Genomic DNA, 23,523 nt, shown 5'->3' on the forward strand with positions numbered 1-23,523 from the left:
TAATGAATATGGCGCAAAAGTAATCTTGCCTGCATGCTAAGATCGCGCCATGAAAAATCTGCTCAGCCACTTTCTTGCCTTGCAAGCCAGCCTGCCGGCGCACGGTCCCGGTTTCAGCGCGCTGATCCAGCGCGACGGCGAGACCTTATTGGAACTGCATCATGGCCTGGCGTGTCTGGAACTGGGCGTGCCCCTGACGGCGCAGTCGCGCTACTACCTGGCGTCGGAATCGAAGCAATTCACGGCCGCCTGCGTGCTCGACCTGGTGCGCGAGGGCGCCATCGGCCTCGACGACGACGTGGCGCCCCATCTGCCCGAAGTGCGCCAGTTCGGCGCCGTCATCACGGTGCGTCAATTGTTGAATCACACCAGCGGCATTCCCGATTATTTCGACTACCTGGCATGCCAGCTGGGCCGCCACGACAGCGATTATTTTGACAATGCGCTGCTGCTGCGCCTGATCGCGCGGATGGAGGATCTGACATTTCCGCCCGGTAGCGCGCATGCCTACAGCAATTGCAATTACATCTTGCTGGCCAAACTGGTGGAAGCGCTCGCCGGCCAGCCGCTGGCGGCGCAGGCGCGCGAACGCCTGTTCGCGCCGCTTGGCATGCACGCCACGGCCTTCGATGTCGACCGGCAAGCTGTCATGCCCCAGCGCGTGCGCAGCTATAGCGTTGATCCCGCGCAGGCGGGCGGCTATCGCCAGCATTTGGGCAATGCGAATACGGTCGGTGACGGCGGCGTGTATGCCTCGCTGCACGACCTGGCCCTGTGGGAGCGCGACTGGCAGCGCCAGTACCGCGATTCGTCCAGCCTGGTGCGCGCGCAGCTGGCGGAAACGCCGGGCCCCGATGGCCTGAGCTGGTCCTATCGCTACGGGCTGGAGCAAATCGGGCATGGCGGACGCACGGTGGTGTTCCACGACGGCGGACTGTGGGGTTTCCGGGCCTTGCTGCTGCGCGTGCCCGAGGCGGGCCTGTCCGTGATCCAGCTGGCGAATGTGGACAGTTGCGAGCCGGACCAGGCGGCCTGGCTGGCGGCCATCGCTGTCGACCTGGGCGACTGATCAGTGCCGGCTCAGTGCACGGCGCGGCCGGGCACGGCTGCCAGGATGACATCGAGCGCCGGGTGCATGATCTTGCGCTCGTTCGAGATGACGTAAAACTGCTCGCGCAGGGACGAGGCGTCGCCGACCAGCACGGCGCCAAATTGCTCCTCGATGTCGGCGGCCAGGCTGGCGGACGCGAAGAACAGGCCCAGGCCCTTGCGGCCAAACGCGTTGAGCATGGCGTTATCCTCGAATTCGCCGACCACATCGGGGCGCACGCCTTGCTGCACCATCCATTCGTCGATGCGCCCGCGCAGGGCGTTATTGCGCGCCGGCAGCAGGAAGGGGGCGCCGCTCAGGCGGTGCGGGAAATCCTCGCGGTAGCGCTCGGCCAGCGCGGGGATGGCGAACAGCTTCATGGCGCTCTCGCCCCACAAATGGCTCGAGACGCGCAGGCTGGCGCCGGCCGGCACGGCACGGTCCGTCAAGACCAGGTCCAGCTTGTGCAGGGCCAGGTCGGCCAGCAGGGATTCGAATTCGTCTTCCAGGCACACCAGCTTGACGGGCTTGTCCAGGCTGCGCGTGGCGTCGAGCATGCGATACGCCATCAGTTTCGGCAGCGAGTCGGAAATGCCTACCGTCAGGCGCATCTTTTCCGCGTCGGTGTCGGCCAGCGCTTCCTGCATCTGTTCGCCCAGCAGGAAAATCTGGTCCGCGTAGCCGAGCGCCAGGCGGCCCGCTTCCGTCGGCACCAGGCGCCGTCCCTGCGGCTGCAGCAGCGACTTGCCCAGTTCCTTTTCCAGCAAGGCCAGCTGCGTGCTGATGGTTTGCACGGCCAGTCCCAGCCGTTCGGCCGCGCGCGTCACGCCGCCTTCCTTGGCGACCACCCAAAAGAAGTACAAATGGCGGTAATTGAAGCCCGTGGTTTTCATCGTGTGGTCCTATCTTCTGTTTTTACGAAGTAATGCTTCTATTATCTTCTATTTTTAAATGTGTCACACGTCCCTATACTACGTTCCATTGAATTTGGATAAAGGGGAACTATCGATGAAACATTTCAGAGTGTCATTTCTAGTGACATTTATCTGTCTGGGCATTTCCGCCTGGTGGGGTTACACGCACGGCGGCGTGCAGACGATGCTGGCGGCGCTCGGTATCGCGGTGATCCTGGGCGTGATGGAAGTCTCGCTGTCGTTCGACAACGCGGTGGTCAATGCTTCGGTGCTGAAGAACTGGGACAAGTTCTGGCAGGGCCTGTTCCTGGGCGTCGGTATCATCATCGCCGTCTTCGGCATGCGTCTGGTATTCCCGCTGGTTATCGTGGCGCAAGCGGCGGACCTGGGTTTGATGGAAGTATGGAATCTGGCACTGAGCAATCCTGAACAGTACTCGATGCACTTGACGAATCACCATGCGGAAGTGGCGGCCTTCGGCGGCATCTTCCTGCTGCTGGTGTTCCTGAACTTCCTGCTGGACTCGGAAAAAGAAACGCACTGGCTGGGCCGTATTGAAGAAAAACTGGGCGCGCTGGGCAAGATCTCCTCGATTTCCGTGATGATCGCGCTGGGCACCCTGATGGCCAGCCTGTCGATGATCGAAGAAGGGCAGAAACTGGTGGTGCTGACGGCCGGCCTGTGGGGTATCTTGACCTACGTGGGCGTCGATGTGGTCAGCGGCTTGCTGGAAGGCGATAACGGCGACGGCAACGTGGGCGACATCGTCAAGCGCGGCGGTATTGGCGGCTTCCTGTACCTGGAAGTGCTCGATGCTTCGTTCAGCTTTGACGGCGTGATCGGCGCGTTTGCCATCACCAAGGATGTCGTGATCATCATGCTGGGCCTGGCGATTGGCGCGATGTTCGTGCGCTCGATGACGGTGTTCCTGGTCCGCAAGGGCACGCTCGACGAGTTCGTTTATCTGGAGCACGGCGCGCACTATGCGATCGGTATCCTGGCCGTGATCATGTTGGTCAGCATGAAGTTCCATATTCCCGAGATTTTCACGGGTCTGATCGGGGTGGCCTTCATTCTCGCCTCGCTGTGGTCGTCGATCCGCTACAAGCGCAGGATGGCGCTTGAAGAAGGCCAGGCGGAAGCGCTGGAACCGGCCAAGACAGCAGCAGTGTAAAGAATGCGCGGCAAACGACTACACCGGTTTGTCGGCAAGTTGTAGCAAGCGTCGCCGCCGGCCTGGGGAGTCAGGCCGGTGGAGGACGCCAGGTGTTTGGTCATATACAACCCACATAGGAGAAATACATCATGGCAATCAGTCTGCAAAAAGGCGGCAACGTCAACCTGAGCAAGGAAGCCCCTGGCATTTCGAAGATGATCATCGGCCTGGGCTGGGATGCCCGCGCCACCGATGGCGCCGCGTTCGACATCGACGGTTCCGTATTCCTGTTGAAGGCCGACGGCAAGGTTCGCGCCGACGTCGACATGATTTTCTACAACAACCTGAAATCGAGCGACGGTTCCGTCACCCACTCGGGCGACAACACCACCGGCGCCGGCGATGGCGATGATGAAACCGTCATCGTCGACCTGGCCACGGTGCCAGCCGAGATCGACAAGATCGCCGTCTGCGTCACGATTCACGATGCCGAAGCGCGCAAGCAAAACTTTGGTATGGTATCGAAGGCGTATGTACGCTGCGTGAATGCCAATGGCAACACGGAAATCGCCCGCTTCGACCTGTCGGAAGACGGTTCGGCGGAAACGGCCATGGTCTTCGGCGAAATCTACCGCAATGGCGCCGATTGGAAATTCAAGGCCATCGGCCAGGGCTACAAGGGCGGTCTGGGTCCACTCGCAGCATCGTTCGGCGTCGGCGTGTAAGGTAACCACACCAAACCTACTGCGCGGTGCGCTTTGCGGCCGGCGATGCTCACCGTACTAAAGTACGGTTGCGCTTCTCGGCCACAAATCACATCCGCTCGCTACGGTTTTGTGCGGCACCGTTATTCTGTAGTAAGGGCGGTTTAGCCCGACACCATCATCATCGTTGAGGAAGGAACAGTCAGATGCCAGTTTTTAGTATTACCGGGGACGTCGATCCGTTCCTGCATGTGTCGCTTGCCAAGGGCGAGAAGATTTATTGCGAATCCAACGCGATGGTGATGATGGAAACCAATCTTGAGCTGAAAGGCAAGATGACCGGCGGCATAGGCGCCGCGCTGATGCGCACCTTTGCCAACGGGGAATCGTTCTTTCAGCAGCATATCGAGGCCATGCGGGGTGACGGCGATTGCTTGCTGTCGCCCACCTTGCCTGGCGCGATGCGGGTGCTCGAGGTTGGCGCCCAACAATACATGATCAGCGACGGCGCTTTCGTGGCGGCCACGTCTGGCGTGGAATTGAAGGTGCGCACGCAAAGCCTTGGCAATGCGCTGTTTGCCCAGAGCGGTGGTTTTTTCATCACCGAGACGGCAGGCAGCGGCCAGTTGGCGGTATCCGGTTTTGGCGCGATGTCGATACTGGAAGTGACGCCTGGCAAGGACGTGGTGATCGATAACTCGCACGTCGTGTGCTGGGACAACCGCCTGCAATACGAAATTTCCATGACGACCGGCAGCAGCGGCGGCTTTCTGGGTAACCTGATCAATAGCCAGACCAGCGGCGAGGGCATGGTACTGAAGTTTTCAGGCACGGGAAAAATACTCGTGTGCTCGCGCAACCGCGCGGCCTTCCTCGCCTGGACCCAAAGCAAGCCGGCGTAAGAGCAGTTGATGCAACCAACCAAACAGGAGCAATGCGTATGTCTGTCAATTTGAGCAAAGGCCAGAAGATTTCTCTGGATAAAGAAGCTGGTACCACCCTGACCCGTATCACCATGGGCCTGGGCTGGGATGCGGCCAAGACCAAGGGTTTCCTCGGTTTCGGTTCGAAGACGGAAGCCGTCGACCTGGACGCGTCGTGCGTCATGTTCGATGAGAACAAGAGCACGTCCGACATCGTCTGGTTCCGCCAGCTGAAAAGCAAGGACGGCAGCATCGTCCACACGGGCGACAACCGCACGGGCGCGGGCGATGGCGACGACGAACAGATCAATGTCGATCTGTCGAAAGTGCCGGCGAACGTGAAAAGCCTGGTCTTCACCGTCAACAGCTTTACTGGCCAGAACTTCTCGCAGGTGGAAAACGCTTATTGCCGCATCTTGAATGCCAGCAATAACCAGGAAGTCGCGCGTTTCAACCTGTCTGTGCAAGGTTCCCACACGGCGCAGATCATGGCCAAGCTGTACCGCCATAACGGCGAATGGAAGATGCACGCCATCGGAGAAAACGGCAACGGTCGCACGTTTGACGACTTGATGCCCCAGATATCCGTGCATCTATAAGGAGCAGTACGCAGCGGGCGGGGGACGGACCGGATACCGGCCCTTGTCCGCTGCTCTATATTGAAGGAGAGTATGTCGTGATGCGATTGCTGATAGCCTTGCTACTTCCGTGTCTCACGTTTTTCATGCTGGGGCGCCCGCTGGCCGGTGCCGTCGCCTTGATCTTGCAGTGCACTGTGATCGGCTGGGCGCCGGCGGCCCTGTGGGCCCTGTACACGGTGAACCAGCATAAAACGGAGCAGGAACTGGAAGGTGCGTTAAGCCGCAGCTACATGCGCAGGCGTAGTCGGTTGATCTAGATCAGCCGGGCGCTTGGAATCCTTGCGCTAAAGCCCGCACGAGCGATCGTGCGGGCTTTTTTGTGGGCGCTCACTTCTTGCAGCGTATCGGCACGTTCACGGAATTGCCGTCCGAACTCAGGTTGCGGTACTGCAAATCTTCGCTTTCGATGGCAAAGCGGGGCACGGCGTGCACATAGCGCTGCTTGCAGATGGTGTCGTCATTGATCAGCTGGCCCGCCAGCATGTAGTCGCACAGGGCAAAGCGCGATTCTTCGTCGTCGAGGATCAGCACGCGCGCGGCGCTGTACAGGGCCGATTGCAGTACTTCCGGGCTGCAATTTTCCGGACCTGTCAGCTTCAGATGGGTTTTCGTTTGCGTTGCCAGGCGTTGCAGCTTGACGAGGGCGGCGCGCTCTTCCTTGCGCGCACCGTCGACGTGCACGTCTTCGCTGGCCAGGCGCAGCGCCAATGAGGCGATCTGGTCGATGGAAATATGCCAGGCAAAGCCTTCCAGCCGCGTGCGGATCTGGCCGGGCAAGGGATCGGCCGCATCGACTTCGCAGCGGTACTGGCCTAGATGGGGGCGGCACAGCACGGGAATGGCAAAGGCCGAGGTGCGCTTGCCCTTCACGAATTTCTGGCTCAGGTCGCCAAAGTTTTCATGCGTGATGGTATCGAAGCGGGCTTGGCCAAAGCCCATCTTGACGAGGTTTTCCTTGCGCTGGCGCGAAAACAGGGCGTCGACGGCATCGTAAATATTCTTGTTGAAGATGCGGTCCAGCGGCTGGCGCTCGTCCGACATCTTTTCAAACACGGCGCTGGAATTGGGCGCGTTGGCATCGATGGAAATGAGGATGAAGGGCTTGCTGTTCAGGCGCGGCGGCACGACGGCCATGTCGTTGCCGTACAGCTGCGTCAGGGCCACGTCCCACAGGGTTTCCACACCCAGGTTGTCGGCCGCGCCGCCGTCGAACAAATGCACGTACGACGGCGATTCGCGCGATTCGGAACCGAGTTCCGGCACGAAACTGTTTTTCGGGCGGAAGCGCTCGAAGGTGACGGAATCGAACACGCCGGGAAACGCGGCCGAGGTGGCTACGGCTGTTGCCAGGCGGATATCCTGGATCGGCGAATGCAGGGTGCTGTAAAAATACTCGTAGGAAAACACCACGCGCTTGCCGCCATCGGTGGCGTCCGTTGCGTTGGCCAGGAAGATGGGGCCGTCGTGCGGCAAGTCCTGGTAGGTTTTCTTGTCGTACAGCACATCGTCGAGCACGTCGGACAGGAACGAGGTGCGCGTCTTGTTCGTCAACAACATCGTCGTCAGGTTGGCGGGTTTCAAGATGGTCTGGCCGAAGAAATCCGTTTTCAGCTTGCTGCGCAGTAAGGGCCAGTCCGTCTGCTTGCCATGCAGCGCATAGTAGCCGCCCGCGATGGCGCCGCCCGACACGCCGGAAATGGCCGAGGCGCCGCTGACGAGGCCGAACTGTTCCAGCTGTTCCAGCGAGGCGGCCGAGAAATTGGCTGCGCGGCTGCCCCCGCCGGACAGGGCGATGCCGATGAAATGGTCATTCGGCATGGGATTCTGGATGCGCGCCTTGGGCGCGTCGATGCGCAGGCGCGGGGTTTCCTGCACGGTAAACGTGCGGTTTTCGACGCCGCGGTTGGGGCGCAGGGCGAGTACCGTGCAGCCGCTCAGCAGCGCAACGAGGATAAATGGGACGAACAAGCGTGGATTCATGCGTGATCTGTGCGTAGTCATTGGTTGGGATACGGACGGAAACGTGTGGGATTCTAGCAAACCCGGCAACAATCAGCTATTCATCTGATAGCCGAGCATGGCGGCATTGTAGAGCGCGTGCACGAGCATGGGCGCCAGCAGCGCGCCGCTGCGCTCGTATGCGATGCCCGTGCACAGGCCCAGCACGAAGACGGGCAGCATGGCGGCCGGTGGATGCACGATGGCAAACAGCGCGGCGGCGATGCCGATCGCTTGCCAGGCGGGCAGAGAACGGCGCAAGCCGCCCTGCAGCAAGCCGCGGAAGATGAATTCCTCGCACAGGGGCGCGGCCAGCACGCCCACGGCCAGCAGCCACAGTCCGTCGCTATTGATCTGCATCAATGGTGAAGCGGGCGGCGGCAACAGGGCCGCGCAGCCGATGCCGAACAGCGCCGCGGCACAGGCGCCCGCGACTCCCCGGCGCCACGGCTGGCGGCCCTGTCCGATGCGCGGCACGCCGGCCGTCCTGGCGCGCCAGTAGACGAGGCGCAGCAGCGCATACGTGAGCGTACCGGCCGCGCCGAAGGCGATGGCCAGCTGCGCCAGCGGCGTCGCACTGCTCCCTTTGAGCAAGATCAAGGAAAGTGTCTGCAAGATGAAAAACAGCATGGCGGCGATCAGGCCATCGGCCGCCGCTACCGTGGCTGGCGGCGAAGCGGCCGGATCGAGCAGGCAGGGCAGCGCGTCGCGCGCCTTTTGCCACAGGGCCACGGCCAGCGCGCCCGTGAACACGACAAACACCAGTTGCTGCACCAGGCTGCCGGCGGCCAGCGCGGCGATGTACAGGCCGGTGAGCAGCAAATACAGGTACATATACGTGGGGCGCACCTTTGCCGTGGTTTCCGTGGCCAGCGGGTCGCTGGCAAACACGCCCAGCGCCACGGCGATCAGCGCATACAAGGGGATGCCGGCCAGGGCCAGCAGCATCAGGCCCGCCGTTTGCCACGACCACGCGGGCAGCCAGGCCAGCGCCGCACCGAACAGTATCAATGGATACAGCAGGGCCAGCAGGGCCCACAGCTGCGCCTTTTGCCGCAGCGCCTGTTCGATGGAGACGGGAAACGTGTACAGCAGCCACAGCGCGCCGCCTTCCTTGTTCAGCGTCTGGAAGGCCGACATCAGCAGCACATACGTGCCGAGGAAAAAGCCGGTGGAGGCCAGCAAGACGGGGCTGGCCAGCAGCGCGTGCACGTCGCGCACCTGGCCCGTAAACAGGGCCTGCCCGCCGAGGATCAGCAAGGGCATCAGCAGGGCTTGTACGAGAAAATTGCGGTCGCGCAAGAGCAACGTCAGCTCGCGCCGCTGGATCGCCGTGCCGATGCGCGGGCGCCACCGCTGCGTGGGCGATGGCGCAGCTGCCGGCTTGCGCGCGGCTTCGCGCTGGCCCGCGCCCACGACGCCATGGTGCAACTGGCGGCGCAGGATGGCCATGCCCAGCAGCATCAAGCACAGGCATTGCGCCAGCAGCACGATGGCGGGCAGCAAGGCGGCCACGCCATCGGCATTGAGCAGGCGCAGCAGCAGGCCCGGCGGCGTCCAGCTGCTCCAGGCGGGCATGGCCGCCGCCCAGGCATACGCGAAGCCGCCCGTGCCCATGCCGAAGGACATGCCCATATACATGGGCAACAGCCCGGCCAGCGAAATCACTGCCTGTAGGTTGCCCAGCCGGGATGGCGTGAGCGACAGGCGCAAGCCCGTGTCGACCAGAGTGCGCAGCATGGCGGCCAGGACCAGCAGGACGAGGCTGGCGAGCAGGCCGGACAGTGGCGAAAACCAGCCCTGGCCCGAATACCAGGCGATGACGGTCGTGCTGGGCCACAGGGCCAGCAAGCCGGCCGGATTGACGAGCGTGCGTTCGAGCACGCGCGCCCATAGCAGGGTGCTTTTCCTGACGGGCAGGGTGACCAGCCATTCCAGGTCCCAGTCCGGCTTCGATAGTTCCCCCATGCCCAGCGGCAGCAGGACGCTGACCAGCCACAACAGCGTTAGTTGCAGGGTCAGCCCGCCGATCAGCGTCGCGCTGAACGGCGTGGCCATCAGTTGCGTGATGACGGGGTCGAGCAGGCCGCTGTCCGTGTGCAGGCTGCCGCGCGCCTGGCAGGCGGCGACCTGGTCCAGCAAGCAATGCATGTTCAGCACGCTGTGGCGGGCGATGCTGCCAAAGGAAAACAGCATGGGCAGCAATAGCAGCGCGCCCAGCAGCCAGCGTCCGCCGCGCTTGCCCGGCGTGGCGGGGCGGCTTTTACTGTTTTTCTTGAAGGAAAGCCCCCGGCCGCTGATGTTGAGCAGGCGCTGCAGGCGCAAGCGGGTCAGCAGCCAGACGGCGCGCCAGGCGGTGGGCGGCGCCGCTGTCATGCTGTCGACGTTTCATCGGTGAGTTGCAAGAAGAGCTCTTCCAGGCTGCCATCGCTGGACAATTGCTGGCGGATATCGCCCAGGCTGCCCGTGGCGACCAGGGCGCCACGGTGGATGATGGCGACCCGGCTGCACAGCTTTTGCGCCATATCGAGCAAATGCGTGGAAACGAAGATGGTGGCGCCGGCGGCGGCGCGGCGCAGCAGGCGTTCCTGCACGTCGCGCGAGGCACGCGGGTCGAGGCCGTTGATCGGTTCATCGAGGATCAGCACGGCCGGATCGTGGATCAGCGCGCAGGCCAGGCCCAGTTTTTTCTTCATGCCCAGCGAGTAATTGACGGCGAAATCCTCGCTCGCTTCGTCCAGGCCGAACTCCGTCAACAGGCGCGCCGAGCGGGCGGCCGCTTCCGTGCGCGAAAAACCATGCATTTCGGCCACGAATTGCAGGATTTCACGGCCGCGCAAATAATCGTAAAAGATGGGATTGTCGGGCAGGTAGCCCACCTTGCGCTTGACGGCGGCGCCATCGCGGTGGCAATCGAGGCCATCGACCAGCACGCGCCCGGCGCTGGGCACGAGGATGCCCATCAGCATGCGGATGGTGGTGGTTTTTCCCGCCCCGTTCGGGCCCAGGAAGCCGAAGACCTCTCCTTTTCCTACCTGCAAGGTCAGCGGCTTGACGGCCTCGAACGCGCCGTACTGTTTGGACAAACCTTCGAAGCTGATCATCGTGCATCCCAAAAAAGATAGCGTGCAGGATGATAGCCTGATACTGCGCCGCCAGAGCGTCCCTTAGTGGCGTAACTTAATGCCGCAGCATCACGCCGATGGCGATGCAGGCCAGGATCGCCAGGCTCATGGCGAGGCTGTAGGCGACCATCAATAACAGCCAGCGGCAGACGGTGGCGAGTTTGCCGCTTGGATACACGCGCCACATGGCCCAGGGCAGATAGGCCAGCAGCCAGGCGCCGAGCACGAGGCGGACAAGGTCGACGGGGATCAGGATCATCAGCGCCATCGTGATGAAGGCGAAGGCATTCGTATGCAAGGCGAACAGGAAATGCTCGCCATAGCGGCGTCCGCTGCCCAGGTAAAGGATTTTCAGGAACAGGGCGAACAGCGGCATCAGGCAAAACATGGCGTACGGCGCGTAATGGAAAAAGCTTTCCACCACGAGTTTTTGTTTCTCGGCCGTGGGCAGTTGCTCAAAGTCTTGCCATTGGCGCGGCAGCGTGGGCGTCTGGCCCAGAATGCTGACCTGCATGGTCGATGTCTTGTTTTCCGCAATGTGGCGGGGACCATGGGCGCCTACCTGGGCTTGCTGGTCGTGGACGGTGAGGAACACGCCGGGGCTGCTGAACTTGAGGATGGCAAAGAACAGGATGCTGAAGGTCAGGTAGACGCGCAGCGGCTCGACGTAGCGCACGCGGCGTCCCGCGAGGTATTCATTACTGAGTGCGCCTGGGTGGAACAGCAGCAGGGCCAGGGTACGCCAGAGCTTGCCTTCGAGCGCCACATAATGGGCGACGAATTCATGCAGGAATTCACGCGCGCTGGGCATGTGCAGGGTAGTCGTTTGGCCGCAGGCGCTGCAGAAGTTGCCTGGCGCATCGGTATTGCAGTTATGGCAGGTGCTGGCGGGACGCGTGCTGGATGACACTGTTTTCAAGATGGACTCTTTCCATGGCCGAAAGGTAAAGATGATCGCTCAAGGGCGCAGCATATGATGAATGAAAAGAATGATAAAAGCGCATTTTTTTTGCGTTCTAGTTGCTTCCGAGATACAAAATCCTGCGCCGGTCAAGCGCCACCGAAGGCGGCCAGCAGGCGCCGTTCACCGGCCGGCGTGAGGCGCAGGGCGCGGCTGTCGAGTTCGCGTTCGGCCCAGCGCTGGCGCAGGGCCAGCTGCAGGATGGCCGCCCCCAGCGCGCCGCCCAGGTGGGCGCGCCGTTCGCTCCAGTCCAGGCAGGCGCACGCGAAGCGGCGGCGCTGGCGCTGCAATTGCGGCACGTCGATGCCCAGGGCCGCCATGCCGGTCGCGCCCGATGCCGACAGCCGATACTCGCCTTCGCCGCCATCGTCCAGCAGCCAGCCTTGCGCTTGCAACTGGTCATGCAGGGCGACGGCCACCGTGCCGGCCATGTGGTCGTAGCAGGTGCGCGCATGGCGCAAGCGGTCCGGCGTGGTGGGCGTAAATGGCGTTGCCGCCACGCCGGCCACCACCAGCAGCGCTTCGAGGGCCTGGCCCACTTCCGCGCTGGCCAGGCGGTAGTAACGGTGCTTGCCCTGCGCCAACATCGACAGCAAGCCATCGTCGCGCAAGCGCGCCAGATGGGCGCTGGCCGTCGAGGCGCCCACCTCGGCCAGCGCCGCCAATTCCGTGGCCGTGCGCGCATGGCCGTCGAGCAGGCTGCACAGCATGCGCGCGCGGGCCGGTTCGGCGATGGCGCCGGCCAGTTGCGCCAGTCCCATGTCGGCCGAGGGAAGCTTGTCATCCATGATTCGTTCCAGGGCGAAGTGTGGTGGTGGAAGGAGCAGCATACTCGTGTCCCCACCTCACTGCAATGGAATGCGCATGCCGCTCGCCGACTTTGTTATCGACCCCGCCGACCCTTTTTCAGCCCTTACCCACGCGGCGCCGTATGACTACTATCGCCGCCTAGCGGACGGCCCGCCGCTGCGTTTCGATGCGCGGCTCGACTGCTGGCTGGCGACGGGCGCGGCCGGCGTGCGCGCCGTACTCGAGCATCCCGATTGCCGCGTGCGCCCGACCGGCCAGCCGGTGCCGGATACCCTGGCGGGCACGCCGTGCGGTGCGATTTTTGCGGAATTGGTGCGCATGAATGAAGGCGAACGGCATGCCGTGCCGAAGCAGGTGCTGGCGCGTTCGCTGGGACAGGTGGACCTGGCGCACCTGCAGGCGCGGACATTGCGCATGGCCAGCGACCGCGTGCCCGACAGCGCCGCGCAATTGAACGGCGCGCTGTTCGAACTGCCCCTGTTTGCCATGGCGGACTTGCTGGGTTTTGCTCCAGCGCAATGGCCGGCGCTGGCCGCCTGGACGCGCGATTTCGTCGCCTGCCTGTCGCCGCTGAGTAATGGAGAACAACTGGCCGGTGCGCAAGTGGCAGCCGCCGCCTTGCTGCAAGGTTTTATCGCGTTGCTGCGCGAGGCGGATGCATTGCCCGGCAGCTTGCTGGCCAAGGTCGTGGCCGAGGCGGATGCCCGGGGCTGGCGAGCTTCGGGCGGCGTGCTGGCCAACCTCGTGGGTCTGCTGTCGCAGACCTGCGACGCCACGGCCGGCTTGCTGGGCAATGCCATAGTTGCCTTGCGCACGCAACCGCAGTGGTCCACGCAAGTGGGTGCCGCACCCCGGCTGTGGCCAGCCCTGCTGCGCGAGGTCAGCCGGCATGACCCCTCCATCCACAACACGCGCCGCTACACGGCGCAAGACGTGGAGTTCGATGGCGTGCGCGTGCCGGCCGGGCAGATGATCGTCGTCGTGCTGGCCAGCGCCGGCCATGCGGAGTGCGGCTTTGGCCATGGCCGCCACATTTGTCCGGGCCAGTCCATCGCGCAGGCCATTGGCACGGCTTGCCTGCAGGCGTGGGCCGACGGGCTGGAGCGCATGCCGCTGGCGTGGCGTTATCTGCCGTCGCTGAACGCGCGCATCCCTGTTTTTAGCCTGGGAGAAATGAAATAATTGCCGTGATTTTCGAAGTCTGGCCCGGCGCGGAAGGGCGCGAGCAGTATCTGGACCTGGCCGCCGCGCTGCGTCCCTTGCTCGATGAAGTGGACGGTTTCATTTCCATCGAGCGCTTCAGCAGCCTGAGCGAGCCAGGAAAATTGCTCTCGCTATCCTTCTTTCGCGACGAGGCGGCGCTGGCGCAATGGCGGCAGCTGGAAGCGCACCGCGCGGCGCAAACGGCCGGCCGGCAGGGCGTGTTTGACGACTACCGGCTGCGCATTGCCGCCGTCGTGCGCGATTACGGCATGCTGGACCGGCAGCAGGCGCCGGCCGACAGCCAGCGGCGCCACAGCGTTTAGCGGGGCAGTGCGCCCTGCGTGATTTTCACTTTGACCCGGTAAGTGGGTTCGGCCGCATTCAGGGCGGGCGGCGTGGCCGGATCGACGTCGAGCAGGGTAAACGTCAGGTGGTTGACGGTGACGGAACTGGCGGCGCCGGGCATGGAGTCGGACAAGACGATGTCCGTGGCGCCTGCGCTATTGAGCAAACTGAAACTGTAGCTGACGTAGCCTTTCCACACGCACACGGCGCCCTTGCGGCAGCGGCTGTCGTTGACACGTTCGAGTTTCAGGGTGTCGGTGGCCGTGATGGCCACCTGTTCGCCCGGCGACAGCACGTGGGTGACGCTGCGCGGCGTGTTTTCCGCGTCGCCGGCGCTGCCGGCCGCGCCGCAGCCAGCCAGCACGGCCAGGCAGGCGAAGAACAGGGGAAGCAGCACGGTGCGGTAAGAGCGGGTCAGATAATGCATGTTTTTCCTTTCAGGTGGAGCGTCCCCGGCGTGCTTGTTCACGCGTGGGATGAAAATGATAGTAACAAAATGATATTTTTACGGCGCACTATTGGCGTGCTGCCGGTGAATTGATGCGCCAGCCACGCGGCGCGCCGATTACTGCGTAGAATGGCTGTTTTGAAAATCAGGAAACAACCATGAAAAAAACCGACCTGGCCAAAAGCGATGCCAAGAAACTGATGGGAAAGATGAATGTTCCCGGCGCCGGTGCATTCGGTAAGGAAGCGGTGGTCATCGACCGCCGCGAGCAGCGCAAGCGCGATCAGGCCCTGGGCCTGGTGCCATTCGCCGTCAAGCTGAACAGCGATCTGGTCTTGCAATTGCAGACCCTGGCCAAGGAACGCGGCGCGGATCTGAATGAATTGGTCGCCGAGCTGATCACCAAGGGCTTGGCTGCAGCGTAAGGGCTGACAATGTTTATCTGTTGATAAATATCAAGTTATAAAACTAAAAGGCGCCTTGCGGCGCCTTTTGCATTGCGGCATTGCTTGCGATTACACGTAGGCTGCCAGGGCGCCCTTCATTTTTTTCAGTGCCGCCACTTCGATCTGGCGGATGCGTTCGGCCGATACGCCGAACTCTTCTGCCAGCGCGTGCAGGGTGGCGCCGGAGCCGTCGTCGTTGGCCAGCCAGCGCGCTTCGATGATGCGGCGCGAACGGGCGTCCAGCTTCGACAGTGCCGTTTCCAGGCCTTCCGACTGCAGACGCGTCACTTGTTCCGCTTCCAGTACCTTGGTCGGCTCGCTTTGCTCCGACGACAGATAGGCTATCGGCGAAAACTTGTCGTCTTCATCGTCGGTCGGCGATTCCAGCGCGATGTCGCGGCCGCTCAAGCGGGTTTCCATCTCGATCACTTCTTCGCGCTTCACGTCGAGCAGCTTGGCCAGCGCATCGATCTGCTTTGGCGTCATCGCATCCAGGCCCGTCTTGTGGCTGCGCAGGTTGAAGAACAGCTTGCGCTGCGCCTTCGTCGTCGCGACCTTGACCAGGCGCCAGTTTTTCAGGATGTACTCATGCATCTCGGCTTTCACCCAGTGCATGGCGTACGACACCAGGCGCACGCCCTGGTCCGGATCGAAACGCTTCACGGCTTTCATCAAGCCGATATTGCCTTCCTGAATCAGGTCGGCGTGCGGCAAGCCATAGCCCAGGTAGCCGCGGGCAATCGAGACCACCAGGCGCAGGTGCGACAGCACCAGTTCTTGCGCGGCGGCCAGGTCATTTTTTTCACGCAGGCGTGTCGCCAGCGAAATTTCTTCGTCATGGGTCAACATGGGCAGGCGGTTCACGGCCGAAATATAGGCGTCGATATTGCCCAGATTGCCAGTGAACCCGAGGCCCAGCGCATTACTTTTGGTCGGAACCAATGCGGACGTTGCGGACATCATAGTCATGTTTTCTCCCTCGTAGTCTTGCTTTGTTCCAGTTGGCCACGTCACGCGACGTGGCAGCTCGTATCTTCGTTTTTGCGTATTCGGTCTTGCACTTTGCAGATCGCGGCACCATCTTGATCTGGCGTCCATGGCGGTTCTGCTATTGGTATGTCCCTATATTAGCACTCTCTGCTTGAGAGTGCCAATCAGCACATTTAATCGACCTGATAGCCTAAATGCTATGGCGAATGAATGCTTGATATACATCTTTAAAAAGCGATTTGAACAGCGCTGCAGGCCGCTTTACGACAACATGGCCAGTCTACGGCCTCTGGCTGAAGCGAGCCTTAAGAATACTTGCTTAATATCAATATAACAGCAATATGGGGATGGCGAGACGCATGGCGGCGCGGGAGCGCCGCCATGGAAAGGAAGGTCAGTTCAGGCGCGCCAGGTGGCGCTGCACGCACAGGAAGGCGCCGATCAGGCCCAGGCCGGCGCTGACGGCCAGCAAGCCGGCCATCGGCAGCGGCGCCAGCGGCACCAGCTGGAATTCGGACGCATACAGGCGGGCAAACTCGGCAATCGCCGTATTCAGCGGCTGCAAGGCCAGCGCCACGGCGCCCAGGGCCAGCGCACCGGCGCACAGGCCCAGCAGGGCGCCCGTGTAATAGAAGGGGCGGTGGATGAAGGTATCGGTGGCGCCGATCAATTTCGAGATGCTGATTTCATCGCGCTGCTGCATCACCTGCAAGCGGATGGTATTGAATACCACGGCGATCACGGCCACGCCCAGCGTGATCGCCAGCAGCAGCAGCACCAGACGCAGCACGCCCAGCAGGGCCGCCAGGCGCTTGACCCAGGCCGAATCGACTTGCGCCGATTCCACGAATGGCAGCTGGCGCAACTGTTCCGCCACCGCATCGACATCCTGCGCTTCGCTGGCGCTGCTGAAGGCATCGAGTTTCAGCACATAGCTGTCGGGCAGGGGATTGTCGCCCAGGGTGCTGAGCACATCGGCCAAGCCGCTCTTGTTTTTCAGCGAGTCCAGCGCCTGTTCGCGCGGGATGAAGACGATCTTCGCCTTTTGCGGGCCCACGATCTTGCGCATGGCGCTCGCCAGGGCCACGGCTTGCTCGCGCGGCGTGTCGATCTTCAGGAAGACGCTGATTTCCGGGTCGACCGACATCTGTTCCGACATGGGGCGCACGTTGTCGAGCATGGTCAAGCCGGCGAACGGCAGCGACAGGGCGATGGCGACGACGAGCACGTTCAATAGAAAGCCGCCCGGCGACTTGCGCAAGTGAATCAGTGCCGAACCGAGGGCGAAGCGGTGTTGACGGAACCAGCCTCTCATGCCTGTTCTCCCTGCGCGTCGTCCTGGTCGGGAGAGGGCGCAAAATCGGGATCGGGCGGCGCGAAGACGGGCGCCTGCGTGGCCTTGTCGATGGCGACCAGCTGGCCGTTTTTCAGGTGGATCACGCGGGCGGCGGCGTCGAGCATCTGTTCGTCATGGCTGGAAATGAGGCAGGTCACGCCCACGGAGTGGAATGCTTTCAGGGCGTCGAGCACCTTGTTGGCGCTGGCGCGGTCCAGGTTGGCCGTCGGTTCGTCGGCCAGGATGATCTGCGGCCGGTTGACGATGGCGCGCGCGATCGATACGCGCTGCTGTTCTCCGCCCGACAGCGACAGCGGTCGCGCCATGGCGCGGTCCAGCAGTCCCACCTTGTCGAGCGCGGCGCGCGCGCGCTGTTCGGCGGCCGCCTTGTGGGCGCCGACGACGAGCAGCGGCAGCATGACGTTGGCCAGGATGGAGCGGTCGTTGAGCAATTTTTGCTGCTGGAAGATCAGGCCCATGTTGCGGCGCAGGAAGGGAACGCCGGCCGGCTTGATCTTCGCCATGTCCTGGCCATTGACGATCAGCTTGCCCGACGTGGGGCGTTCCATGGCGGCGATCATTTTCAGCAAGGTGGATTTGCCGGCGCCGGACGGGCCCGCTAAAAACACCAGCTCGCCTTTGGCAATATTGAGGGAAATGTCGCTGAGCGCCACGGCATCGGGGGAGTATTGCTTGGAGACGTGCTGAAATTCAATCATGTATGGGCTTATCCGAGCAGCGCTTCGACAAATTCGGCAGCCACGAAAGGCTGCAAGTCTTCAATTTTCTCACCGATGCCGATGAAATACACGGGCACGGGACGTACGCGGGCAATTGCCGCCAGCACGCCGCCCTTGGCGGTGCCGTCCAGCTTGGTGATCACCAGGCCGCTCAACTGCAGGGCATCGTCGAAGGCCTTCACTTGCGTGAGGGCGTTCTGGCCCGTGTTGCCGTCGATGACGAGCAAGGTTTCATGCGGTGCGCCATCCATGCCCTTGCCGATCACGCGCTTGATTTTCTTCAATTCTTCCATCAGGTGCAACTGCGTCGGCAAGCGGCCTGCCGTGTCGACCATGACCACGTCGATGCCGCGCGCCTTCGCCGATTGCACGGAGTCGTAGGCCACGGCGGCCGGGTCGCCCGATTCCTGCGAAATCACGGTCACGTTGTTGCGCTCGCCCCAGACCATCAACTGCTCGCGCGCGGCGGCACGGAAGGTGTCGCCCGCGGCCAGCAGCACGGACTGGTTGTTCGACTGCATGTGCTTGGCCAGCTTGCCGATGGTGGTGGTCTTGCCGGCGCCATTTACGCCGGAAATCATCATCACCAGCGGCTTGTGGCGGCCCAGCTCGAAGCGCTTTTCCAGCGGCGAGAGCAGGTCGATCAGCAGCACTTTCAGGGCGGCCTTGACGGCGGCCGCGTCGAGCAGCTTGTCTTCCTTGACCCTCTTCTTCAGTTCCGTCAGCAGGAATTCCGTGGCGTCGATGCCGGCGTCGGACATCAGCAGCGCCGCTTCCAGCTCTTCGTACAGGGCGTCGTCGATCTTCGCGCCGACAAACAGCACGGACAGGGTGTTCGAGGTTTTCGACAGGCCTGCCTTGAGGCGCGTCATCCACGATTTTTTCTCGGGTTCGGCGGCCACGATCACGGGTACGAGCTCGGCCGGCGCACCGCTCAGGGGCGTAGCGGCAGGCTGCGGGGCAGGCGGCGTGGCGGCGGGAAGGACGAGAGGCTCGGCTGGTGCAGCCTCGGGAGCGATGGGTTTTTTCTTGAAGAAACTAAACATGGATGTGTGGTGGCGGGTGCTGACCTAAGGCCCGGCGGCGCCGGACACTGTGTTACGGGCTATTCTACCAGAGCGCGCCCGGCCCTTCATGCTTTACTGTTCGATTGGCAACATTGCGCCGCTATCCACGGAGATCGCCGCAGTTGCCGCGCTTTTCAGCCGGTTCAGTGGGTTTGCAGGGCCAGTGCCTGGTGGCGGCGGCGCCAGTCGGCGATGCTTTCGTCGACTTGCCGCAGGTCCAGCACATGCAAAAAGTGTGGCGGCTGCCTGGTCAGCACAGGACTGCGTCCGCCGGCCCACAATTCCATGTTGGGCGGCAAGCTTGCATGCAGCTGCTGCAGGCTGTCGCGCGTCTGCCGTTGCTTGCTGGCGCTGGAAAACGACAGCGCCACGATGTCCGCCCGTTGCGCGCGGGCGGCCGCGACGATGTCCGTCAGCGGCGTTTCCACGCCCAGCGACATGCAATGGGCGCCGGCCGCCGCGCACAGCGCCTCGGCCATCAGCAGCCCCAGGCCATGACGCTCCTGCGGCAAGGTACTGAGGACGATGCGTGGGGAGCGCGTGGACGGGCTGCTTGCTTGTGGCAGGGAAAAGATGGCGTGGCGCATCACCGTTTGCAAGGTTTCGCTATACAGATGCTCCTCATATACGGCCAGTTCGCCGCAAGCCCACGCTTCGCCCACCATGCCGGTGAGGGGGGCGATGACGTCGATGGTGAACGCTTTCAGGCCCAGCACGGCCAGCGCCTGGCGCAGGGCGTCGCCCAGTTCGGCCATCTGGTGGCCACGGCACAGGGACAGGTAGTGTTCGAGCTGGGGGGCTGGCGTTGACGGCGCCGCGCTGCTGGCGCTGGCCAACTGCTGCAATTGCACGGTGCTGTGCTGCATGATTTTGCCCGGGCGGAATCCAAGGTCCAGCAAACGCTTGACCATGCGCAACTTCTGCACTTGCTCGGCCGGGTAGCTGCGCTCGCCAAAGGCGTCGCGCTGGGGCTGGGGAAAGGCGTAGCGGCGCTCCCACACACGCAAGGTTTCCTTGGCCAGTCCGGTATCGCGTTCGACATCGCTGATGCTGAAGGCGGAAGTAGGTTGCAGGTCAGTATCCATACCAGAGTGGCTTTGCTCGCATGCGGAAGAACGTGGCATGCATTTTACGCCTTCCGCCGCCCCATACCAAATAGCTGAATCCGATTGGAAATCGCGGGCGTATGAGTTTTGGAGCGGCTCGCACATTCATTGACATGAATCAATATTTCATCGATTATCCATGAAGCTGATTTTGTCCAGGACAAACTTAATGCAGGTGTACTCATGAAAATTGCCGTCGTCGGAGCAGGAATCGCAGGTTTGTCGTGTGCCTATCGCCTGGCGCAATCGGGCCAGGACGTCACTTTGTACGAGGCGGGCGACTATTTTGGCGGCCACAGCCATACGGTGGATGTCACGCTCGATGGCGTCACGCATGGCGTCGACACGGGTTTTCTCGTGTTTAACCACGCCACGTATCCGAATCTGGTGCAACTATTCCAGGAACTGGGCGTCGAAGCGGCCGACAGCGACATGTCGTTTTCCGTGAAGATGCCGCTGGGCGCGACGCCGGACGCCCGCGTGCTGGAATGGGCGGGCGCCAATCTGGACACCGTGTTTGCCCAGCGCAGCAATCTGCTGCGCCCCGCCTTTCTGCGCATGTTGCGCGACATTCTGCGTTTCAACCGCCAGGCCAGCGCCCTGGCCACGGCCGCCTTGCCGGCGCCGGCCCTGTCGCTGGGAGAATTCCTCGACCTGCACGGCTATGGCGACGAGTTCCGCCACTGGTATCTGCTGCCGATGGCCGCCAGCATCTGGTCGTGTCCGGCGCGCCAGATGCTGGCCTTTCCCTTGGCCATCTTCATCCGTTTCTGCCACAACCATGGCTTGCTGCAAGTGAGCGACCGGCCGCAATGGCGCACGGTGCGAGGCGGCTCGCGCGTGTACGTGGAAAAATTGCTGGCAGGCATCCCACAGCAGCGCCTGGCTTGCCCCGTGCTGGCCGTGCGCCGCCAGCCGCACGGTGGCGCGCGCATGGTCGAGCTGCAGACGGCCGCCGGCATCGACCACGTCGACCACGTCGTGCTCGCTTGCCATAGCGACCAGTCGCTGGCCCTGCTGGGAGATATCCGCGACGACGAACGCTCCGTGCTCGCCGCCGTGCGCTACCAGCCCAACCGGGCTGTGCTGCATACGGATGCGTCCTGCCTGCCGCAGCGCCGCCGTGCCTGGTCGGCCTGGAATTACCAGGGCCGGCCGGCCGCGCACGGGGATGCGCCGCAAGTGTGCGTGCATTATTTGCTGAACCAGTTGCAGCCTTTGCCCTTCACCACGCCTGTCATCGTTTCGCTCAATCCGCTCGACGAGCCCGATCCGGCGAGCATCATCGACGAATTTTCGTATGCCCATCCCGTGTTCGATGGCGCGGCCATTGCGGCCCAGGCGCGCCTGGCCAGCTTCCAGGGCGCGCAGCACACGTGGTTCGCGGGCGCCTGGACGGGCTACGGCTTCCATGAAGACGGCTTGAAGTCGGGCCTGGCCGTGGCGGAAGCACTCAATGGCCTGGCGTCGGCGGAGCTTGGCCATGCCGCGTGATCCCACGCAGCCGCTCCGGCCGCAGCCCCAGCTGTGCCTGGGACGGGTGCGCCATGCGCGGCTGCGTCCGCGCGCGCATGCCTTTGCTTACGGCATATTTTATTTGCGTTTGCCCTTGCGCAGCCTGGGCGCGCACGATTTTGCTGCCCGTTTGATTTCGCGCAACGGCGCCAATGTGCTGTCCTTCCGCGACAGCGACCACGGCGATGGCACGACGCCGCTGCTGGACTGGATCGACGGCTTGCTGCGCCAGCATGGTGTATTGGACGCGGGCGGCGAAATCTGGCTGCAAACCATGCCGCGCATGTTCGGCTATGTCTTCAATCCCGTCAGTTTCTGGTTTTGCCACCGCCTGGACGGCGGCCTGCGGGCCGTGGTCTGCGATGTGCGCAATACCTTTGGCGAGCGCCATTTGTACTTGCTCGAGCAGGGCGGCGCCATCGCCTATGGCAGCGAACTGGTCGCCCAGAAAATTTTCCACGTGTCGCCGTTTTGCAAGGTGGAAGGCCAGTACCGCTTCCGTTTCCTGCGCAATCACGCTCAGGGCGGCGAGCGCCACCTGGCCAGGGTCGATTACGACGACCTCGACGGCCCGCTGCTGCAGACGAGCTTGTCCGGCACGGCGCAGCCGCTGCGCGATGGCGCCATCGCCTGGGCCTTGCTGCGCTACCCCCTGATGACGTTTGGCGTGATGGCGCGCATCCATTGGCAGGCATTGCGCCTGTGGCTGCGCCGCGTGCCGTTTTTCAGCAAACCCCACCCTCCACAAGAAAAGGTGTCCCGATGAGCTCAGATTCCCTGCCGACCGGCCTGCATGCGCGCAGCAGTTCCACTCCCGTGCATGTGCATGACCATCGTGACATGCCCGCTGCCGGGCGCATGATTGTGCGCTTGCTGGAAAAATTGCAATATGGCGCTTTGCGCCTGCGCACGCCTGATGGCAGCATCTTGCTGTACGGCGATGGCAGCCACCCCGTCACGCTGGACTTGCACAACTGGCGCCTGTGTGCGGCCGTCCTGCGCTCGGGCGACATCGGCTTTGCCGAAACGTTTATCGCGGGGGACTGGCGCACGGACAATTTGCCGGGCTTGATCGAATTGATGATACGCAACCGTGCGCACATCGAATCCCTGATCTACGGCAACTGGTGGGGCAACCTGATCTATAAGGTGCGCCATCTGCTGCACCGCAATTCGCGTGCCGGCAGCAAGAAGAATATCCACGCCCATTACGACATCGGCAACGCCTTTTACCAGTTGTGGCTGGACCCGTCGATGACGTATTCGAGCGCGCTGTTTTCCGAAGGCGCCAGCCTGGAGCAGGCGCAAGGTGCCAAATACCGGCGCATCGCCGATCAACTGCAACTGCAGCCGGGCCAGCGCGTGCTGGAAATCGGCTGCGGCTGGGGCGGCTTTGCGGAAACGGCGGCGCGCAGCTACGGCGCTCACGTGACGGGCCTGACCTTGTCGACCGAACAGCTCGCGTATGCGCACCAGCGCCTGCACGATGCGGGGCTGGCAGGGCAGGCCGACCTGCAGCTGTGCGATTACCGCGACAGCCATGGCCAGTACGACGCCATCGCCTCGATCGAGATGTTCGAAGCCGTGGGACAAAGCTACTGGCCCGGCTATTTCGAGTGTGTGGCGCGCAACCTGAAGCCGGGCGGACGCGCCTGCATTCAGACCATCGTCATCGCCGACGAACTGTTCGAGCGCTACAGCAAGAGCACGGATTTCATTCAACAGTACATTTTCCCGGGCGGCATGCTGCCTTCGCCGGCCGGGTTTCGCCGCGCCGCCGAGGCGCAGGGCTTGCGCGTGGAAGACGCCTTCAGCTTTGGCCTCGATTACGCGGAAACCTTGCGCCAGTGGCGCGCCAGCTTCCTGGCCCAGCGCGCGGCGCTGGAAAAGCAGGGTTTCGATGGCCGTTTCCTGCTGACCTGGGAGTTTTACCTCGCGTATTGCGAGGCCGCCTTCCAGGCGCACAACACGGATGTGATGCAATTTACCCTGATCAAGGACTGAC

General features: G+C 62.8%; 24 protein-coding genes. 12 read left to right on the plus strand and 12 right to left on the minus strand.

Going from position 1 to position 23,523, the window contains the following annotated elements; translation table 11 throughout:
* Positions 1 to 49: 49 nt before the first annotated feature.
* Entirely contained in the window at positions 50 to 1,069 is a 1,020-nt protein-coding gene (locus LSO07_RS05495) for a serine hydrolase domain-containing protein (protein ID WP_151092700.1), read from the plus strand.
* Positions 1,070 to 1,080: 11 nt separating this feature from the next.
* Here the strand turns inward: LSO07_RS05495 and nhaR are convergent, their stop codons facing one another.
* Entirely contained in the window at positions 1,081 to 1,983 is a 903-nt protein-coding gene (gene nhaR / locus LSO07_RS05500; protein WP_151092702.1) for a transcriptional activator NhaR, read from the minus strand.
* Between the two features lie 115 nt (positions 1,984 to 2,098).
* On the opposite strand from nhaR, the gene LSO07_RS05505 reads away from it, so the two are divergent.
* From LSO07_RS05505 to LSO07_RS05525, 5 genes are all read left to right on the plus strand, one after another.
* Positions 2,099 to 3,178 (plus strand): DUF475 domain-containing protein, encoded by a 1,080-nt coding sequence (locus tag LSO07_RS05505; RefSeq protein WP_070278187.1) that lies wholly within the window; start codon positions 2,099 to 2,101, stop codon positions 3,176 to 3,178.
* Between the two features lie 131 nt (positions 3,179 to 3,309).
* Positions 3,310 to 3,885, plus strand: a complete 576-nt coding sequence (locus tag LSO07_RS05510; RefSeq protein ID WP_034784897.1) for a TerD family protein — start codon at positions 3,310 to 3,312, stop codon at positions 3,883 to 3,885.
* Positions 3,886 to 4,070: 185 nt separating this feature from the next.
* Entirely contained in the window at positions 4,071 to 4,766 is a 696-nt protein-coding gene (locus LSO07_RS05515; RefSeq protein WP_070258816.1) for a TIGR00266 family protein, read from the plus strand.
* Between the two features lie 38 nt (positions 4,767 to 4,804).
* Positions 4,805 to 5,386 carry a TerD family protein gene (locus tag LSO07_RS05520; RefSeq protein ID WP_034784902.1) on the plus strand — a complete coding sequence of 194 codons (582 nt, stop codon included), beginning with the start codon at positions 4,805 to 4,807 and terminating at the stop codon, positions 5,384 to 5,386.
* 80 nt (positions 5,387 to 5,466) lie between these two features.
* Positions 5,467 to 5,685 carry a YqaE/Pmp3 family membrane protein gene (locus LSO07_RS05525; protein WP_151094033.1) on the plus strand — a complete coding sequence of 73 codons (219 nt, stop codon included), beginning with the start codon at positions 5,467 to 5,469 and terminating at the stop codon, positions 5,683 to 5,685.
* A gap of 70 nt (positions 5,686 to 5,755) precedes the next feature.
* On the opposite strand, the gene LSO07_RS05530 is transcribed toward LSO07_RS05525, so the two are convergent.
* The 5 genes from LSO07_RS05530 to LSO07_RS05550 all read right to left on the minus strand — a co-directional run bounded on the left by LSO07_RS05530 (position 5,756) and on the right by LSO07_RS05550 (position 12,300).
* Complete coding sequence (locus LSO07_RS05530) at positions 5,756 to 7,408, minus strand: patatin-like phospholipase family protein (protein ID WP_191909589.1); 1,653 nt, start codon at positions 7,406 to 7,408, stop codon at positions 5,756 to 5,758.
* A gap of 72 nt (positions 7,409 to 7,480) precedes the next feature.
* Positions 7,481 to 9,802: a type II CAAX endopeptidase family protein gene (locus LSO07_RS05535; RefSeq protein ID WP_151092706.1), complete on the minus strand. Its 2,322-nt coding sequence runs from the start codon at positions 9,800 to 9,802 to the stop codon at positions 7,481 to 7,483.
* Positions 9,799 to 10,530, minus strand: a complete 732-nt coding sequence (locus tag LSO07_RS05540) for an ABC transporter ATP-binding protein (protein WP_151092708.1) — start codon at positions 10,528 to 10,530, stop codon at positions 9,799 to 9,801. The genes LSO07_RS05535 and LSO07_RS05540 overlap by 4 nt, the downstream gene beginning before the upstream one ends.
* Before the next feature lie 76 nt (positions 10,531 to 10,606).
* Positions 10,607 to 11,461 carry a DUF3667 domain-containing protein gene (locus LSO07_RS05545; protein WP_225317264.1) on the minus strand — a complete coding sequence of 285 codons (855 nt, stop codon included), beginning with the start codon at positions 11,459 to 11,461 and terminating at the stop codon, positions 10,607 to 10,609.
* Positions 11,462 to 11,601: 140 nt separating this feature from the next.
* Positions 11,602 to 12,300 (minus strand): ArsR/SmtB family transcription factor, encoded by a 699-nt coding sequence (locus LSO07_RS05550; RefSeq protein ID WP_151092710.1) that lies wholly within the window; start codon positions 12,298 to 12,300, stop codon positions 11,602 to 11,604.
* Between the two features lie 76 nt (positions 12,301 to 12,376).
* Between LSO07_RS05550 and LSO07_RS05555 the strand changes: the two genes are divergently transcribed.
* Complete coding sequence (locus LSO07_RS05555) at positions 12,377 to 13,504, plus strand: cytochrome P450 (protein ID WP_151092712.1); 1,128 nt, start codon at positions 12,377 to 12,379, stop codon at positions 13,502 to 13,504.
* Complete coding sequence (locus tag LSO07_RS05560; protein WP_151092714.1) at positions 13,501 to 13,848, plus strand: antibiotic biosynthesis monooxygenase family protein; 348 nt, start codon at positions 13,501 to 13,503, stop codon at positions 13,846 to 13,848. The genes LSO07_RS05555 and LSO07_RS05560 overlap by 4 nt, the downstream gene beginning before the upstream one ends.
* Here the strand turns inward: LSO07_RS05560 and LSO07_RS05565 are convergent.
* Complete coding sequence (locus LSO07_RS05565; RefSeq protein ID WP_092612939.1) at positions 13,845 to 14,297, minus strand: hypothetical protein; 453 nt, start codon at positions 14,295 to 14,297, stop codon at positions 13,845 to 13,847. The genes LSO07_RS05560 and LSO07_RS05565 overlap by 4 nt on opposite strands.
* Before the next feature lie 179 nt (positions 14,298 to 14,476).
* Here LSO07_RS05565 and LSO07_RS05570 point away from each other — a divergent pair, with 179 nt between their 5' ends.
* On the plus strand, positions 14,477 to 14,743 hold the full coding sequence (locus LSO07_RS05570) for a hypothetical protein (protein ID WP_034784922.1): 267 nt from the start codon (positions 14,477 to 14,479) through the stop codon (positions 14,741 to 14,743).
* Positions 14,744 to 14,833: 90 nt separating this feature from the next.
* Here the strand turns inward: LSO07_RS05570 and rpoH are convergent, their stop codons facing one another.
* The 5 genes from rpoH to LSO07_RS05595 all read right to left on the minus strand — a co-directional run bounded on the left by rpoH (position 14,834) and on the right by LSO07_RS05595 (position 19,982).
* Positions 14,834 to 15,727: an RNA polymerase sigma factor RpoH gene (gene rpoH / locus LSO07_RS05575; protein WP_034784924.1), complete on the minus strand. Its 894-nt coding sequence runs from the start codon at positions 15,725 to 15,727 to the stop codon at positions 14,834 to 14,836.
* 421 nt (positions 15,728 to 16,148) lie between these two features.
* A complete protein-coding gene (gene ftsX, locus LSO07_RS05580) occupies positions 16,149 to 17,069 on the minus strand; it encodes a permease-like cell division protein FtsX (protein ID WP_092612941.1) in 921 nt (306 codons plus the stop codon).
* Positions 17,066 to 17,809 (minus strand): cell division ATP-binding protein FtsE, encoded by a 744-nt coding sequence (locus LSO07_RS05585; protein WP_151092716.1) that lies wholly within the window; start codon positions 17,807 to 17,809, stop codon positions 17,066 to 17,068. Before LSO07_RS05585 ends, ftsX begins: the two co-directional genes overlap by 4 nt.
* An 8-nt stretch (positions 17,810 to 17,817) precedes the next feature.
* Complete coding sequence (gene ftsY, locus LSO07_RS05590; RefSeq protein WP_034784937.1) at positions 17,818 to 18,876, minus strand: signal recognition particle-docking protein FtsY; 1,059 nt, start codon at positions 18,874 to 18,876, stop codon at positions 17,818 to 17,820.
* 164 nt (positions 18,877 to 19,040) lie between these two features.
* A complete protein-coding gene (locus tag LSO07_RS05595; RefSeq protein ID WP_070278163.1) occupies positions 19,041 to 19,982 on the minus strand; it encodes a MerR family transcriptional regulator in 942 nt (313 codons plus the stop codon).
* Between the two features lie 204 nt (positions 19,983 to 20,186).
* Here LSO07_RS05595 and LSO07_RS05600 point away from each other — a divergent pair, with 204 nt between their 5' ends.
* From LSO07_RS05600 to LSO07_RS05610, 3 genes are read left to right on the plus strand one after another with little or no spacing between them, the layout of a single operon-like run.
* Positions 20,187 to 21,497, plus strand: a complete 1,311-nt coding sequence (locus LSO07_RS05600; protein ID WP_151092718.1) for an NAD(P)/FAD-dependent oxidoreductase — start codon at positions 20,187 to 20,189, stop codon at positions 21,495 to 21,497.
* Positions 21,487 to 22,284 (plus strand): DUF1365 domain-containing protein, encoded by a 798-nt coding sequence (locus LSO07_RS05605; protein WP_151092720.1) that lies wholly within the window; start codon positions 21,487 to 21,489, stop codon positions 22,282 to 22,284. Before LSO07_RS05600 ends, LSO07_RS05605 begins: the two co-directional genes overlap by 11 nt.
* Complete coding sequence (locus LSO07_RS05610) at positions 22,281 to 23,522, plus strand: class I SAM-dependent methyltransferase (protein ID WP_404811477.1); 1,242 nt, start codon at positions 22,281 to 22,283, stop codon at positions 23,520 to 23,522. The genes LSO07_RS05605 and LSO07_RS05610 overlap by 4 nt, the downstream gene beginning before the upstream one ends.
* Position 23,523: the final 1 nt, after the last annotated feature.

The sequence above is a fragment of the Janthinobacterium sp. PLB04 genome (assembly GCF_021165895.1).
Taxonomy (GTDB): domain Bacteria; phylum Pseudomonadota; class Gammaproteobacteria; order Burkholderiales; family Burkholderiaceae_D; genus Janthinobacterium; species Janthinobacterium lividum.